Below are 15,971 nucleotides of genomic sequence, written 5' to 3' on the forward strand. Positions count from 1 at the left end.
TTTTATGATTGTTCATCCGGGCTCTTTGGGGGCTGGAACGGTGTGGTAACCACCATTTTCCAAAGATGTCCCGGATGAACAACGTACAGAGAGATCACAGCTAGGCTGCCGGGCCCGTTGCCGGAACGCCTCCGCATGAATGACCTGCACGCTGCCTTCGCCCGTTTCGGCCCCCTTCAGGCCCAGCACGAACAGGACTGGCAGGGTCCGCTCCCGCTGCCGCCGGTCCTGGCCCGCTTCTACGCGCAGGTCGGGCCGCTGGGGCGCGAGATCAACGCCAAGGTCGGCCATGCCGGCATCACCCTCCCCGGGCTTGAGGTGTGGGTGCCGCCACTGCAGCGCCTGTGGAGCTACCAGGCCGGGTATCGCTGGAATGGCATGGACGGCGAGCCGATCGAGGACTGGCCCGCCAACTGGCTGGTCGTGGCCGACCTCGGCGCCGATCCTTTCATCCTCGACATGGAGGACGGCCGCGTATTGTTCGCACGGCACGGCCGCGGCAGCTGGGAGGCCGATACGTTCGTCGACGACCTGCCGACCCTTATGGCGGCCCTGGCGGCGGCCGGCACCGTGTATCTGGATGCCGGCGATGATCTCTACAACGATGATGACGACGGCGGCATCCGCGCCGGGCACCAGGAAGCGGCCGTGCAGGCGGTGGCCCGGGTGCTGGGCGACCGGATCGACGCGGAGTCATTCATCGAGACGTTGCGGGGGTGAATCCACGCATGGCGTGGATCTACTTTTCGAAGCGCTTCATCGCCTCGCTGATCAGCGCACGGGCTTCGGCGGCATTGCCCCAGCCATTGAGCTGCACCGGATTACGGCCGGCCGGCAGGTCCTTGTAGACCCGGAAGAACGCCTCGATGCGCTGCCGTTCGATCTCAGGCAGATCAGACAGGTCGCGGATGTTGGCGTAGGTCGGGTCGACCTTGTCGGTGGGCACGCCGATCACCTTCTCGTCGTGCTCGCCGCCATCGATCATTTTCAGATAACCGATCGGACGAAAGCGCACGATCACGCCCGGATGCAGCGGTTCGCGGGTCAGTACCAGGGCATCCAGCGGATCGTTGTCACCGGCCAGCGTGCGCGGCATCGAGCCGTAGTTGGCCGGATAGGCCACCGGCATCGACTGGAAGCGGTCCACGTGCACCAGGCCATCTTCCTTGATCTCGTACTTGGTGAAGCTGCCGGCCGGGATCTCCACCGCCAGGTTCACTTCGGCCGGGGCCTGCTTCGGCTGCGCGGCCAGGAACGGGTGCAGCACGCTGTCGGCGGCGGTCACGGCACCGGCCACCAGCAACAGGCCTGCGCCAAGGGCAGCCACCGGGGCGATGCGTCGAGTTGTGTTCATGCGGTCACTCCTCATTCCCAGCAACGGTCCGCCCGGCCCTTTGCGGTCTGCTCGCGTGGGCAGTCACGCGGGGCGATGCGGTCTTCGCGCAGTTCCACACGCTGCTTGCCACCGGCGGCATCGCGGCGAAGCTCGAAGGCATCGTACAACCGGCCGGTGACCGTGCGTGCTTCGTAGCGCAGGTGCTGCGGATCGATCTTCAGCACCTGGAACAGCTGGGTATCCTCGGCCACCGGATCCATGGTCCGGCGCGCCTCGTCGGACAGGCGGTACTGCTTCGGCCCAGCCACCGTCACCACGTACTGCGGCGTGGCGGCCTCACCCTCGCCGCGACGGCCGTAGGTGTGGTCGTGGCCCTGCAGCACCAGGTCAACGTCGTGGCGGCGCACGACCGGCAGCAGCACGTCGCGCAGCGCGGCGTTCTCGCGGCCTTCGCGCGGCGAATAGAACGGCTGGTGCAGCAGCACGATGGTCCACGGGTGCGGGTTGTTGGCCAGCACCTTGTCCAGCCACTGCGCCTGCGCCTGGGCGGTGCCCAAGTCGAGCGCGGAGGTGCCGTCGAGCACGGCCACGCGCACGTCCTGCACATCGAACCAGTAGGTGCTGCTGGCAGTCGCTGCAGCACCATTGCCTGGCAGCGCGAACGTCACCGGCCAGTGCCTGCCCAGCACGCGGCGTTCCTGCGGGGTGTCCTCGAACTCTTCGAAGTACTCGTGGTTGCCGATGGCCGGGGCCACCAGCGTTTCCTGCGCCAGCCAGCTGGTGGCGGCGAACCACTCACCCCATTCGCTGTCATCGGCGCCGTCACCGCCACTGACCAGGTCACCGGCGAACAGGCTCATGCGCGCCTCCGGTGCGGCCTTCTGCGCGGCACGCACCACGCGGCTGACATGGCTGAGGTTCTTGTTCTGGGTATCCCCGAAGTACAGCAGGGTCAGCGGCTCGCCGGCCTTGCCCAGCGTACGCAGCTGGTTCCAGGCACTCCAGCTGCCATTGCCCTGCACGCGGTACACGTACAGGGTGTCCGGCTTCAGCCCATCAACCTCGGCGCGATGGTGGTGCGACACACCGTTCTCGGTCTTCAGCTCCTGGGTCTTCGCGCGCACCTGGCGGATGCCCTCGATGGCCGGCGAGTCACCGGCCAGGGCGATTTCCAGCAGCGGCGCCTGCACGCTGCCATTCGTACGCCAGGCCACGGCGAAGCCCTGGCTGGGATCGACCGACGGCGAGGCGACGATGCGGTCCGGCACGGTGGTGGCCGCGTAGTGATGGCTGCCCACCGGCACCTGGGTGTTCGGTTCGGCGGCGGCGAAGCCCAGTGCGGGCACTGCCAGCAGCAGGCCCAGCGCAAGGGCATTCATGCAACAACGGCTCATGCGCCACACTCCAGCGGCAGCGACAGCTGCTTGGCGATGGCTTCCCAGTCGAAGGCCACCACGCCCTGGTCGTCATGCACGGCATACAGCGCACCGTGCGGGAAACGCGGGCTCGGCTGCTGCATCATCCAGATACCATCGGTGTTGGCGACCGTGTTGCCCTGGAAGGCACCGACCGGCTTCAGGGTATGGCGGTCGAACAGGTGGAACACGCTGCGCTGCTTGCCCTGCTCGGTGGTGATCCACCAGCCGTCCTTGCCGCAGGTGCGCAGCATCACGCCCTCGGCCTGCGCCTTGAACACACCGCGGCCGAACGTGGTGCCGGTGAAACGGCCAGCCAGCGTGTAGACCTTGAACTCGCTGGCGTAGGTTTCGTCTTCCTCGGCGATCAGCAGACGGTCGTTGGCCGGGTCACCCCAGATCGACTCGACCACGCGCAGTGCGCCGGCCTCGCTGGTATCACCGATGCTGGCCGCCAGGGTCGCTTCGACCTTGGCACCATCGCGGGTGACGTGGTACTGGCGCACGCGCTTGTCCAGCTCGGCCAGCGGCGGCAGGATGTCCTTGCCCTGTGCGTCCTCGCCGTTGTCCCAGGAATCGGTGACGTAGACGCTGTAGCCATCGGCGCGGCGGTCGACCCACAGGCCATAGGGCTTGCGCAGGTCGTCGGCGCCGAACACCGCCAGCGGGGTGAAATCGGGCAGCGAGAACACCTGTACGCGGTGGTTGTCACGCTCGACGATCCACAGCAGGTCGTCGGTGATCGAGATGCCGTTGGGGCGGTCGAACTGACCCAGTGCGGTGCCGGCGGTGCCGACGTCGCGCAGGTGCTGGCCGGTGCTGCCGTCGTACACCACCAGCTTGTCGGTGGCCTTCGCGGTGGCGATCAGCCAGGTCTTGCCATCCGGCGCCTTCCAGGCGGCCGGCGAATCGATGTTGTCGTCCGGGGTCATCGGGCTGAGGAAGGCTTCGGCGATGGTCGACACCGAGCGTGCGGTTTCGGCCGGAGCCTTAGCGGCGGCATCGGCGCCGGCCGGAGCGGCCGCCGGCGTGCAGCCGGCGGCGAGGCAGGCGGCCATGGCGGCGGCCAGCAGGGTCATGCCACGCGCCATCACAGGGCCACCTTCAGGCCGACAGCGTAGGTGCGGCCGTACTCTTCCATCTGCAGGGTGCGCGAACGGGTGCCCTGGTACAGCTCCAGCGGCTTGTCGAGCAGGTTCTGCGCTTCGAAGTACATGCTGATGCGCGGGGTGAACTTGTAGTCCAGCGAGAAGTCGAGCTGGGTGTTGGGCGCGACGTAGATGTCGAACGCGCGGCCGGCACCGACGGTGTCCAGGTATGCGCTGCGGTAGACCGCGGCCAAGCGAGTGCTCAGGCCGTACTTCTCATAGCCGATGTGCGCGCTGTACACGTGCTTGGAAGCACGCGGCAGCATGAACTCCTCGCCTTCGCGGTCCGCGATGCCCGCATCGAACTTGGTATCCAGCCAGGTGCCGCTGGCACCGACCAGCAGGCCGTCCAGCACGCCCGGCAGGAATGCCAGCTGCTGCTGCCAGTTGAACTCGGCGCCGCGCACGGTGGCCTTGCGGCCGTTGATCGGGCGGGCCACGTCGAGGCCGTCGTAAGCCGGATCATTCTGGCTCACGGTCTCCACGATGTAGCCATCGATGGACTTGTGGAACAGGCCCAGCGAAACGATGCCGGTGCTGCCGATGTACTTCTCGACCGACAGGTCGATGTTCTTCGACTCGTAGGGATCCAGCTGCGGATTGCCCAGGCGCAGCGCTTCGTCACCGGCATTCAGCGCGCGGCGCGGCGAGATGTCACCGAAGGACGGACGCGAGACCGTCTTGTTGGCCGAGGCACGCAGCACCCAGTCGTCGGCCGCGTCGTAGCGCAGGTGCAGGCCCGGCAGCACGTTGGTGTAACTGCGGTTGGCCTCCACCGGGCTGACCGTGTAGCCGTCATCGTCGTCCAGCTCGACGCTGTTGCCGGTGGCCCTGAAGCGGGTGTTCTCCACGCGCACGCCGCCGATGATGCGCAGCGCACCGATGTCCCAGGTGCCCATCGCGTAGCTGGCGAAGATGTCTTCGCTGGCGGTGTAATCCTCTTCCAGCGAGGTCGCGGCGTTGCCGGCCACGTCCTGCGGACGCGCGGTGTAGCGGCTGCCGTTCTGCGCCCAGTAGGCGCGCATGGCCGCCGAGCTCATGCCCTGGCCCATCACGCCATGGCGGTGTTCCGGATCGGCGGCCGTCCAGCTGGCCAGGTCGATATCCGGGCCGCGGCGCAGTTCGCTCTCGTCCACATTGACATCACGGTCGCGCCAGCGGCCGAGAAGGCCGAACTTGATGCTGCTGTTGTCGCCGTCGAAACGCACGTTGATCTGCGCGCTGCGCTCTTCGTCGTTGACCTGCTTGGGCGAGATCACGAAGCGGTCGAAGGCGTAGTTCGCGTTGTCCATCCAGTCGTTGCTGCTGAGCGTGTAGGTCGGCAGGCGACTGCGCTGGTCCAGGGTGCCGGACATGTCGTCAGCATTCAGCTCGAAGCGCGCTTCCCTCTCGTCGTTGACGCGCTCTTCGGTGCGGGTGTAACCGATCTTGTAGTCCACCACCGCGTTGGTCAGCTTGTTCTCGCCGCCCAGGCTGGCAGCAAAGGTGTTTTCCTTCTTGGTGCGGTAGCGCATGCGCTTCTGGATCGCATCGGCCGGCAGGTCGTCCAGGCGGTACTGGTCGGTGCCGGTGGCCACCATGTCGGCGTCATCGAAGTTGTAGATCACGCGCTGGCGGGTTTCGGCGTCGTCGAACTGGCTGTACAGCGTGCGCAGGTAGTACTTGCTGTACTCGTTCGGGCGCCAGTCCATGTTGAGGTTGGCACCGATTCGCTTGCGCTCGATCTCGTACTTGCGGCTCTGCAGGTTGATCGCGGTGACGTCACCCGGCTTCACGTCCTGCGGATCGATGTCACCGTCGAGATTGTCGTACTCGACTTCGGTGTTGTCCGACTCGAACCTGCGGTTCTGGTAGTTCACGCCCAGCGCGATGCCGAAGGTGTCGGCGAACACTTCGCTGTAGTTGAACGAAGCCTTGGGGCTGGTCTCGCCGGACAGCTGCTGGTGGCTGGCTTCGATCTTGCCGCGCAGGCTGCGGCCGTCGCGGTCGAAGGCCGAGGCGGATTCGACCAGCACCGCGCCACCGATGGCGTCACCCGGCATGTCCGGAGTCGGCGACTTGACCACGCGCAGGCGCTCGGTCGAATCGGAGGGAATGACGTCCAGCGGCGCGGCGCGGCTGGAATCTTCCGGGGTACCCACGGCGATGCCATCGATGCTGACGCTGTTGAGGTTGGCATCCAGGCCACGGATGACCACGAAGCGGCCTTCGCCCTGGTCGCGGGTCACGCTGATGCCCGGCAGGCGCTGCAGCGACTCGGCCACGTTCTTGTCCGGGTACTGGCCCAGGGCATCGGAGGACACCGCATCTTCGATGGCGTCGCTGCTGCGCTTCAGATCAACCGCGCGGATCTGCGATTCGAGCTGGGCGCGCACTTCGATGCGGTCCAGATCGACCGCATCGGCGGCAACCGCGCCGGTGGCGGCCAAGGCCTGCTCCCCGGCGGCCTGCAGCGGTGCTGCGGCCCCCAGCGCCAGGGTCACGGTGATGGCCATGGCCAGCGGAGTCTTGATGTGCACGGTGGAGCCCCATACCTGTGAAGAATGGGTCTGCAAGGTATGTCCGCAAAGTTGCACGGCGGTGACACCGTTCAGCACATTCATTGCATCCGGCGTGGGCTTCGCAGCGCCGATCCGGCAAAATGGAGGCCTCTCTACAGTCCCCATTCCCGACCATGAAGATCGTCGAAGTGCGCCACCCGCTGGTGCAGCACAAGATCGGCCTGATGCGCATTGCCGCGCTCAGCACCAAGGATTTCCGCGAGCTGGCCAACGAACTGGGCACGCTGCTGGCCTACGAGGCCACCGCCGACCTGGAGACCGAACCGCACACCCTCCCCGGCTGGGCCGGCCCGGTGACCGTGCAGCGCATCGCTGGCGCCAAGATCACCGTGGTGCCGATCCTGCGTGCCGGCCTGGGCATGCTCAGCGGCGTGCTGTCGCTGATCCCGGCCGCGCGCGTGAGCGTGGTCGGCCTGCAGCGCGATGAGGAAACCCTGCAGCCGGTGCCTTATTTCGAGCGCCTGACCGGCCGCCTGGAAGAGCGCGATGCGCTGATCCTGGACCCGATGCTGGCCACCGGCGGCACCCTGATCGCCACCATCGACATGCTCAAGCGCGCGGGCGCGCGCCGCATCAAGGGCATCTTCCTGGTCGCCGCACCGGAGGGCATCGAGGCGGTCAAGGCCGTGCACCCGGACGTGGAGATCTACACCGCGGCCATCGATGCCCAGCTCAACGACAAGGGCTACATCCTGCCGGGCCTGGGCGATGCCGGTGACCGTATCTTCGGTACCCGCGTGGTGTGATCCAGCGGCTGGGGGCAGAGCCCATTGCCGTCGCAAAGGGATCTGACCCCGGGGTCGGATCCCTTCCGCAGGAAGGGCTCTGACTCCAGATTCATCTTCACGTCGTCTTCCGGCCAGCAGGCGAATGCTCCGCGCACCCCGCACCGCTCGCCCTGGAGATGCCATGAAAGCCTCGTTCCTGCTGGCCGCTGCCCTGCTCATCGGCCTGCCCCTTGCCGCCACCGCCGCCACCCCGCAACAGCAGCGCATGGCCGATTGCTCGGCCAAGAACAAAGGGCTGAAGGGCGACGCCTACAAGACCGCGCAGAGCGCCTGCCTGAGCGGCCACGCCACCGAAACCAGGGCCACCACCCCGCAGGAGCGCATGAAGCAGTGCAACGCCGATGCCGCGACCAGAAAGCTCGCCGGCGACGCCCGCAAGACCTTCATGAGCAGCTGCCTGAAGGCCTCGTAAGAACGTCCATCGACTTCACCCAGATGGGGTCAGAGCCCGTTGCACAGCAACGGGATCCGACCCCTGCAGATCACCAGCAGATCGCAGAAATCTGTCAGAGGTGGGGCGGTGTGGGTGGGCAGGACCGTTGGCGCCATGGATGGCGCCATCGAGCCCCCATGGATGGGTTTACGGCGTGTCCTGACCACCCACACAGACCCGCCATCCCACGCAATGCCGCTCTTGATCTTGCTTCGGCTTCTGCAGGTGCAGGGCGCAGCCCTGCCGAACACCCTCACCCCAACGCCCGCGCCTTCAGCTCCCCCTGCTCATGCAGGGTCACAAAACGCCCCTTCTCATCCCGCCCCAGCTGCGCCAGCGCCACCTGCGGGTCATGGGTGAAGAACAGATGCACGTTGCGCGCGAGCTTGTCTTCCAGGAAGCGCCGCTTCTCGTCGACCAGCAGCTCCGCATTGCGGTCGTAGCCCATGGTGATCGGCACGTGCACCCACGAGCGCCCCGGGATCAGGTCCGCACAGAACACCACGCCGCCGTGCGCATCCTCGCCGGCATGCGCGTGGCCGACGATCTCGGCCAGCATCAGGCCCGGCGTATGGCCGTCGCTGTAGCTGAAACGCACGCTGCTGCCCAGCACCTTGGAGTACTCGCCCTCCACCACTTCCAGGCGGCCCGTGGCCTGCAGCAGGCCCGGCAGCTCGGGAATGAAGCTGGCGCGGTCGCGCGGATGCGGCTGCAACGCCCGCTGCCAGTGCTGCGCACCCACCACGAAGGTCGCGTTGGGGAACAGCAGTTCCGGCGAGCGGCCTTCGCTCCATGCCGCCAGCAGGCCGCCGGCATGGTCGAAATGCAGGTGGCTGAGAACCACCACGTCGATGTCCTCGTGTTCGAAACCCGCTTCGCGCAGCGAATCGATCAGTACGTGCTGGCTTTCCTGTACGCCGTAACGGTCACGCATGCGCGGGTCGAAGAACGCACCGATGCCGGTCTCGAACAGCACGGTCTTGCCATCCAGCGGGCTGGCCAGCAGCGCACGGCAAGCCAGCTCGATGCGATTGAGCTCGTCCGGAGCCGCCCACTTTTCCCACACCGCACGCGGCGCGTTGCCGAACATCGCACCGCCATCCAGGCGTTGCGAGTTCCCACGAATCGACCATAGTTTCATGCGGCAATTATCGAGGCCCCCCCGTTAAATAATCGCTAGCCGGAATTGCGTGCCGCAAAATGCAGAACCCCGCCGGGTGGCGGGGTTCGGTGATTCTCACTTCGCCGGGCATGGCCCGGCGCTACCGCCGCATCAGTGCGCCGGCACGACCTGGGCGCTGCCCACCGGGTTGCGCGGATCGCTGCCGCCGTAAAGCTTGTTGGCCTTGCGGTCCCACTCCACCGTCTGCAGGTTGCCCCACACGTGGCTGGAGCCGCGGCCGCCGGCGGCGACATCGCCCGGCAGGTCGATCTTGTGGCCCATCGCCTGCAGCTGCTTCACGGTGTCCGCGTCGAAGGCATCGCTCTCGGCCTCGATCAGGTCGGGCAGCCACTGGTGGTGGTAGCGCGGCAACGCGGCCACCTGCTGCGCATCCAGGCCAGCGTCATAGCCGAGGATGCCCAGCAGCACCATGGTGATGATGCGGCTGCCGCCCGGGGTGCCCAGCACCACTACCTTGTCGGCGTTCTCCATGAAAGTGGGCGTCATCGAGCTGAGCATGCGCTTGCCGGGCTTCGGTGCATTGGCCGCATAGCCCATCACGCCGAAGGCGTTGGGGGTGCCCGGCTTCAGCGCGAAGTCGTCCATCTCGTTGTTCAGCAGCACGCCGGTGCCCTTGGGAATCAACCCCGAGCCATACAGCAGGTTGACGGTCTGTGTGGCGCCGACGCGGTTGCCATCGCGGTCGATGATCGAGAAATGGGTGGTCTCGTCATCTTCCAGCGGGGTCGGGTTGCCCGACAGCAGGTCGCTGGGGGTGGCCTTGTCCGGGTGGATGGTGGCCCGCAGGCCCTGCGCGTAATCCTTGCTGGTCAGCACCTTCTGCGGGATCTGCACGAAGTCCGGATCGCCGAGGAAGAAGGTGCGGTCGCGGTAGGCGCGGCGCATGGCTTCCACCACCAGGTGGGTGCGGTGGGCCGCGTCCATCTGCTTGATGTCCCAGCCTTCCAGGATCTGCAGCATGCTGGCAAGGGCGATGCCACCGGACGACGGCGGCGGCGCGGTGGTGATCTTCCAGCCGTTGTAGTCGAACACGATCGGCTCGCGCAGCTTGACCTGGTAGCCGGCCAGCTCATCGGCCGTCCACTTGCCACCGGCCTGCTTGACGCCTTCCAGCAGCAGCTTGCCGGTCTGGCCCTTGTAGAAGCCATCGCGACCGCCGGCCGCCAGGCGCTCCAGGGTCTGTGCCAGCTCAGGCTGCTTGAACAGATCGCCGGTGGCGATCGGCTTGCCGTTGCGCAGGTAGACCTCGCGCGTGCCGGGGAAGCGTTCCATCACCTCGCGGCGCGAGGCGTAGCCCTTGGCCATGCGGTCATAGACCGGGAAACCTTCGCGGGCGATGCGGATGGCCGGCTGCAGCGAGGCCGACAGCGGCAGCTTGCCGTGCTTGGACGACAGCTCCACCAGCGCAGCGGGCAGGCCCGGGATACCCGCCGACCACGGGCCGTTGACCGAGCGGTCGCGATCCAGGTTGCCCTGCTTGTCCAGGAACGCCTGCGGGGAAGCGGCCGCCGGGGCGGTCTCGCGCGCATCCAGCATGATGTCCTTGCCGGTGGCTGCATCGTGCAGCAGGAAGAAGCCGCCGCCGCCCAGGCCCGAGCTGATCGGCTCGACCACGGCCAGGGTGGAGGACACCGCCACCGCGGCGTCGAAGGCGTTGCCGCCCTGCGCCAGAATGTCGATGCCGGCCTGGGTGGCCAGCGCATGACCACTGGCGATGGCCGCGCCATCAGGGCGCTCGGCACGGGCAGTGGTTTCAGCCCAGGCCAGCGGGCTCAGCACCAGGCTGAGTAGCAGCAGGGGGCGGACGATCAGCGTCTTCATTCGGATGGGGGCTCCGCGTAGAGTTCGGGGTGATCGTGCTGCAGTCGGCGCAACTTGGCCAGCAGCTGGACTTCCGTTTCCACGATCTCCGGGTCCGGGTCGATGCATTCGACCGGGCAGACGACCACGCACTGTGGCTCGTCGAAGTGACCCACGCATTCGGTACAGCGCGCAGGGTCGATCAGGTAGATGGTTTCACCCATCGAAATGGCCTGGTTCGGGCAGGCCGGCTCGCAGACGTCGCAGTTGACGCAGAGCTCGTTGATTTTCAGCGACATGGCGATACTCCTCGCCCGCGCCTTGGGACAAGGACCGGCCCGCGTGGGCGCGCGGGTCGGTCAGGTCATCAGCGGCTTCCTCGCGGAGCGCCGCCCGGGCCATGCCGGAGCATGGCCGCCATGGCACGGTCTTACTTGGCTTCGACGAAAATGTACTCGGCGCCGGTCGGCTGCACGGCAGCCTGCACGCGGGCGTTGTCAGCGGACTGGCCGATGAAGACGACGCGCACGCCCTTCATGGAATCCGGCGAGACGTCCTTGAACACGGTCTGGATCATGTCAGCCATCTTGCCCGAGGCCGACGAACCGAAGGCCAGCATGTTGCCCGGCTGCACGCCACGGGCAACGGCCTGGGTCGCGCTTTCGGTCTGGCGCTCGTACTTGGCCTGGAAGTCCGGGTCCGATTCCGGCGAGAGGTAATACAGGAACGGGCTGTTGGTGATGTTGCCCATGTTCTGGATCGCCACTTCCTGCAGGTACTTCTTCCAGCCTGCATCGTCTTCCTTGGCCGGAGCGACCAGGGCCTGCTTGGCGTCTTCGACCGGAGCGGCCTCTTCCTTCTTGCAGGCGGTGAAGGCCAGGGCAAACGAAGCGATCAGCATCGCGCGCATGGTGGTGTTCATGGGTTTCCTCCCGAGTGGTGCGTGTGGTTTACGTAATGGGGGTGCGTGGTACTACTGGCCCTGCCGCGCGGGCAGGATTTACGACTGCGCCGACTTCGCTTCGCGGACCTTGCGCAGCGCCTCGAGCACGGCGGCCGGCACGAAACCGGACACGTCGCCTCCCAGGCGGGCGATCTCGCGGACCAGCGAGGACGAAATGAAGCTGTGCTGCTCGGCCGGGGTCAGGAACAGGGTCTCGACCTCCGGGATCAGGTGGCGGTTCATGCTCGCCATCTGGAATTCGTATTCGAAGTCGGACACCGCGCGCAGGCCGCGCAGCAGCACCCCGCCCTGGACCGAACGTACGAAATGGGCCAGCAGGGTATCGAAGCCGATGACCTCGACATTGCTGTGGTGGCCCAGGGCGCCCCGCGCCAGCTGCACGCGCTGCTCCAGCGGCAGCGCCGGGCCCTTGGACGGGCTCTGCGCCACGCCGACCACGACCTTTTCGAACAACGGCGCGGCCCGGCTCACCAGGTCGATATGACCATTGGTGATGGGGTCGAACGTGCCGGGGTAGACGGCGATGCGGCGGTTGGCCACGGTCATGGGCGGTAGCAGATGTTCAGATGAGGTCAAAGTGTAGCAGTGGCGCGGCGGTACAGGGCAAAGCGCACCTCGCGGGTGCCGCCCTCGCGGTGCAGCAGCCATTCCGGAGGCAGCACGGGCACATGGCCCGCCGGGGATTCCAGGTACAGCCAGGCATCGGCGGCGAGGTGGCGCGGCAGCTGGGCGAGCACGTCCTGCCACAGGCCGTCGGCGAACGGCGGGTCGATGAAGACCAGTGTGGCCTGCTGCGCGGGGGCGCCCTGCAGCCAGCGCAGGGCATCGGCCTGAACTACGGTGACCTGCTCGGCAGCCTGCAGCTTGGCGACAGCGGTGGTCAGGTTGCGGCCGAGCTGGGCATCGCGCTCGACCAGGGTGGCGTGGGCGGCACCGCGCGAGACGGCTTCCAGGCCCAGCGCGCCGCTGCCGGCGAACAGGTCCAGCACCCGCGCCCCGCCGAGCTTGGGCAGCAGCCAGTTGAACAGGGTTTCGCGCACGCGGTCGCTGCTGGGCCGCAGGCCCGGAAGGGTCGGCACCGGCAGGCGGGTATTGCGCCAGCGCCCGCCGATGATGCGGACCTGGCCGTCATTGCCACCACGGCCGCTCACCGGCGCCCCCGGCGGGCTTCATTCGAGAATTTCAGCATGAGCAGGATTGTAGTTCGGCCGGGCGGCGCCCGGGGACGCGCCAACGCATGCGCGCTGTCGCTCCCACGCTTCGCTGCGCGAAACGCGGGCCCCACTTACCAGCTTCCACACCCCCGCCGCTTCGCGGCCGCCCCCTGACTCAGGGGGCTCCACCCCGGACGCGATCCGATGCTCGACATACAGGCCAGTTTTATTTCGATATCTGACAGATGTGTCGACCAAGGTCGACACCTACCAACCGCCGAGTGAACCCGTCAGAGGCGGGGCGGTGTGGGTTGGCAGGACCGTTGGCGCCATGGATGGCGCCATCAAGCCCCCAGGGACGGGTTCACGGCGTGTCCTGCCAACCCACACCGCCCCGCCATCCCACGGAACGCCCGCTGTTGCTGTTGCTTCGGCCTCTGCAGGTGCAGGGCTGCAAGTCCTGCCCGACCAACCCCTTGATATCGGGACAATCAGCCATACCCCTTGGCCAGGCCGCACGCGCTGGCGCGGCATTGCACACGGAGCCCTATCGATGACCGAGACCACCCATACCGAAACCCTTGGCTTCCAGACCGAGGTCAAGCAGCTGCTGCAGCTGATGATCCATTCGCTGTACTCCAACAAGGAAATCTTCCTCCGCGAGCTGGTCTCCAACGCCGCCGACGCCGCCGACAAGCTGCGCTTCGAAGCCCTGACCCAGCCCGCCCTGCTGGAAGGCGACAGCGAACTGCGCGTGCGCGTCAGCTTCGACGCCGCCGCCCACACCATCACCATCGAAGACAACGGCATCGGCATGAGCCGCGCCGAAGCCATCGCCCACCTTGGCACGATTGCCAAGTCCGGCACCGGCGATTTCCTGCGCCAGCTGTCCGGCGACCAGAAGAAGGATTCGCAGCTGATCGGCCAGTTCGGCGTCGGCTTCTACAGCGCCTTCATCGTCGCCGACGAAGTGGAAGTGACCTCGCGCCGCGCCGGCCTGGCCGCCGCCGAGGGCGTGCGCTGGACCTCGCGTGGCGAAGGCGATTTCGACGTGGCCACCATCGACAAGGCCGAGCGCGGTACCCGCATCGTCCTGCATCTGAAGGATGGCGAGCACGACTTCGCCGACGGCTGGCGCCTGCGCAGCATCCTCAAGAAGTACTCCGACCACATCGGCCTGCCGATCCAGATGCCGAAGGAAGGCGACGACGCCGCCGGCGAGTGGGAGACCGTCAACCGCGCAAGCGCGCTGTGGACCCGCCCGCGCACCGAGATCAGCGACGCCGAGTACACCGAGTTCTACAAGCACGTGGCGCACGACCACAGCGACCCGCTGGCGTGGAGCCACAACAAGGTTGAAGGCAAGCTCGAGTACACCTCGCTGCTGTACGTGCCCGGCCGCGCGCCGTTCGACCTGTACCACCGCGACGCGCCCAAGGGCCTGAAGCTGTACGTGCAGCGCGTGTTCGTGATGGACCAGGCCGAGCAGTTCCTGCCGCTGTACCTGCGCTTCATCAAGGGCGTGGTCGATTCCAACGATCTGTCGCTGAACGTCTCGCGCGAGATCCTGCAGTCCGGCCCGGTCATCGATTCGATGAAGGCCGCGCTGACCAAGCGCTCGCTGGACATGCTGGAAAAGCTGGCCGCCGACAAGCCGGAGCGGTACGCCACGTTCTGGAAGGAATTCGGCCAGGTGCTGAAGGAAGGCCCGGCCGAGGACTACAACAACCGCGAGAAGGTGGCCGGCCTGCTGCGCTTCGCCTCCACCCGTGGCGAAGCCGATGCACAGACCGTGTCGCTGGCCGATTACGTCGGCCGCATGGCCGAGGGCCAGGACAAGATCTATTACCTGACCGGCGAGAGCTACAGCCAGGTGCGCAACAGCCCGCACCTGGAAGTGTTCCGAAAGAAGGGCGTGGAAGTGCTGCTGCTGACCGACCGCATCGACGAGTGGCTGATGGGCTACCTGACCGATTTCGACGGCAAGGGCTTTGTCGACATCGCCCGCGGCGACCTCGACCTGGGCGCGCTGGAAAGCGAAGCCGACAAGCAGGAACAGGAAGCGGCAGCGAAGGACAAGCAGGGTCTGGTCGAGCGCCTGAAGTCGGTGCTGGGCGATGACGTGGCCGAAGTGCGCGTGTCGCACCGTCTGACCGATTCGCCGGCGGTGCTGGCCATCGGCGAACAGGACCTGGGCCTGCAGATGCGCCAGATCCTGGAAGCCAGCGGGCAGAAGGTGCCGGACAGCAAGCCGGTGCTGGAGATCAACCCGGGCCACCCGCTGATCGCCAAGCTCGACGCCGAAGCCGATGGCGCGCGCTTCGACGACCTGGGCCGGGTCCTGTTCGACCAGGCCGCGCTGGCCGCCGGTGACAGCCTGAAGGATCCGGGCGCCTACGTGGCACGCCTGAACAAGCTGCTGCTGGAACTGTCGGCCTGACCGATGGGGAGGGCGCCGGGCATGGCCCGGCGCTACCGGCCGGTGCTTTGGTAGATGCCAACCTTGGTTGGCGCTTCAAAGGCATGTCAACCAAGGTTGACACCTACCAGAGCGGTTGCCTCAGGCTTCCCGATCCAGCAGCGAGCCCAGCATCTGGTCCTGGCGACGGATCACCGCGGCGTTGGCGGCAAACGCCACCACCTCGGCCTTGGCCGCCAGCAGGTCGCCCAGTGGCGCTGTCGGGTCCGGATCGGTGGCATTGACGGTGGTTTCCACCCCGCCCTGCTCCATCGGGCTGCGCTGCAGCTGCAGGCGCTGCGCGTCCGGGGTAGCGAGGTTGGCCACGTTGTGTGCGGCCACCTGCACGCCCTGCTGGGCCGCACGCATGCCGGACAGCGCAGTCTCCATCACGTTCATCGGCGGTCTCCTGGCCGCCCTGCGCAGCCCCTCGGACCGGTTAACGGCCGCACCTGCGCAATCTTGAGTGCACATCGGGCCGACAGGCTCGAGTGGTAGCATATCCCTCTGATTTCAGCGCCTTTTGCCAATGCTCAGTTTTTTCCGCCGCAAGAAGCCCCAGGACGCCGCCACACCGGACGCGCCCAAGACCCAGCATTACTCGGCTGACGAGCTGGCGGCGGCGTTCCCGTCCGCTGCCCCGGTCAAAGAAGCCCCGGCCGCGCCGGTCGCCACGCCCGCCAGCGTCGAGGCCGCCACGCCCGCGCCTGCGCCTGTCGTAGCGCCCGAGC

At 67.0% G+C, this 15,971-nt stretch carries 15 protein-coding genes and 1 pseudogene; 5 read left to right on the plus strand and 11 right to left on the minus strand.

Features of this window, described 5'->3' with window-relative positions; genetic code table 11:
* Positions 1–135 precede the first annotated feature (135 nt).
* The gene (locus DCO49_RS15855; RefSeq protein WP_116864851.1) at positions 136–720 is read left to right on the plus strand and encodes a hypothetical protein; all 585 of its coding nucleotides are present in this window, start codon (positions 136–138) and stop codon (positions 718–720) included.
* Between the two features lie 19 nt (positions 721–739).
* Here DCO49_RS15855 and DCO49_RS15860 read toward each other — a convergent pair whose 3' ends face one another.
* Genes DCO49_RS15860 through DCO49_RS15875 form a run of 4 tightly spaced genes read right to left on the minus strand, consistent with a single transcriptional unit; the run spans position 740 to position 6,418 of the window.
* Positions 740–1,354, minus strand: coding sequence for an inorganic diphosphatase (locus DCO49_RS15860; RefSeq protein ID WP_116864852.1), 615 nt, complete (start codon positions 1,352–1,354; stop codon positions 740–742).
* 11 nt (positions 1,355–1,365) lie between these two features.
* A complete protein-coding gene (locus DCO49_RS15865; protein WP_243402761.1) occupies positions 1,366–2,715 on the minus strand; it encodes a metallophosphoesterase family protein in 1,350 nt (449 codons plus the stop codon).
* Positions 2,716–2,726: 11 nt separating this feature from the next.
* The gene (locus DCO49_RS15870; RefSeq protein ID WP_116864854.1) at positions 2,727–3,842 is read right to left on the minus strand and encodes a phytase; all 1,116 of its coding nucleotides are present in this window, start codon (positions 3,840–3,842) and stop codon (positions 2,727–2,729) included.
* A complete protein-coding gene (locus tag DCO49_RS15875; protein WP_116864855.1) occupies positions 3,842–6,418 on the minus strand; it encodes a TonB-dependent receptor in 2,577 nt (858 codons plus the stop codon). The genes DCO49_RS15870 and DCO49_RS15875 overlap by 1 nt, the downstream gene beginning before the upstream one ends.
* A gap of 155 nt (positions 6,419–6,573) precedes the next feature.
* Between DCO49_RS15875 and upp the strand changes: the two genes are divergently transcribed.
* Together upp and DCO49_RS15885 are read left to right on the plus strand one after the other, a co-directional pair.
* Positions 6,574–7,206: a uracil phosphoribosyltransferase gene (upp, locus tag DCO49_RS15880; protein WP_116864856.1), complete on the plus strand. Its 633-nt coding sequence runs from the start codon at positions 6,574–6,576 to the stop codon at positions 7,204–7,206.
* 163 nt (positions 7,207–7,369) lie between these two features.
* Entirely contained in the window at positions 7,370–7,660 is a 291-nt protein-coding gene (locus DCO49_RS15885; protein ID WP_116864857.1) for a PsiF family protein, read from the plus strand.
* 274 nt (positions 7,661–7,934) lie between these two features.
* Here DCO49_RS15885 and DCO49_RS15890 read toward each other — a convergent pair whose 3' ends face one another.
* From DCO49_RS15890 to rsmD, 6 genes are all read right to left on the minus strand, one after another.
* Entirely contained in the window at positions 7,935–8,822 is an 888-nt protein-coding gene (locus DCO49_RS15890; RefSeq protein ID WP_116864858.1) for an MBL fold metallo-hydrolase, read from the minus strand.
* A 132-nt stretch (positions 8,823–8,954) separates the two neighbouring features.
* Positions 8,955–10,685 carry a gamma-glutamyltransferase gene (gene ggt, locus DCO49_RS15895; RefSeq protein ID WP_116864859.1) on the minus strand — a complete coding sequence of 577 codons (1,731 nt, stop codon included), beginning with the start codon at positions 10,683–10,685 and terminating at the stop codon, positions 8,955–8,957.
* A complete protein-coding gene (locus DCO49_RS15900) occupies positions 10,682–10,963 on the minus strand; it encodes a YfhL family 4Fe-4S dicluster ferredoxin (RefSeq protein WP_079221516.1) in 282 nt (93 codons plus the stop codon). The genes ggt and DCO49_RS15900 overlap by 4 nt, the downstream gene beginning before the upstream one ends.
* Positions 10,964–11,094: 131 nt before the next feature.
* Positions 11,095–11,586, minus strand: coding sequence for a hypothetical protein (locus tag DCO49_RS15905; RefSeq protein ID WP_116864860.1), 492 nt, complete (start codon positions 11,584–11,586; stop codon positions 11,095–11,097).
* A 78-nt stretch (positions 11,587–11,664) separates the two neighbouring features.
* On the minus strand, positions 11,665–12,174 hold the full coding sequence (gene coaD, locus DCO49_RS15910; protein WP_008267036.1) for a pantetheine-phosphate adenylyltransferase: 510 nt from the start codon (positions 12,172–12,174) through the stop codon (positions 11,665–11,667).
* Positions 12,175–12,200: 26 nt separating this feature from the next.
* Complete coding sequence (gene rsmD / locus DCO49_RS15915; RefSeq protein ID WP_116864861.1) at positions 12,201–12,779, minus strand: 16S rRNA (guanine(966)-N(2))-methyltransferase RsmD; 579 nt, start codon at positions 12,777–12,779, stop codon at positions 12,201–12,203.
* A 556-nt stretch (positions 12,780–13,335) separates the two neighbouring features.
* Between rsmD and htpG the strand changes: the two genes are divergently transcribed.
* Complete coding sequence (gene htpG, locus DCO49_RS15920; protein WP_116864862.1) at positions 13,336–15,222, plus strand: molecular chaperone HtpG; 1,887 nt, start codon at positions 13,336–13,338, stop codon at positions 15,220–15,222.
* Positions 15,223–15,342: 120 nt separating this feature from the next.
* On the opposite strand, the gene DCO49_RS15925 is transcribed toward htpG, so the two are convergent.
* Positions 15,343–15,639 (minus strand): flagellar basal body protein, encoded by a 297-nt coding sequence (locus DCO49_RS15925; RefSeq protein ID WP_116864863.1) that lies wholly within the window; start codon positions 15,637–15,639, stop codon positions 15,343–15,345.
* A gap of 130 nt (positions 15,640–15,769) precedes the next feature.
* Between DCO49_RS15925 and DCO49_RS15930 the strand changes: the two are divergent.
* Positions 15,770–15,971 (plus strand): annotated as a pseudogene (locus DCO49_RS15930) (signal recognition particle-docking protein FtsY); the annotation flags it as partial.

The organism is Stenotrophomonas sp. SPM (genome assembly GCF_003105135.1).
GTDB lineage: Bacteria > Pseudomonadota > Gammaproteobacteria > Xanthomonadales > Xanthomonadaceae > Stenotrophomonas.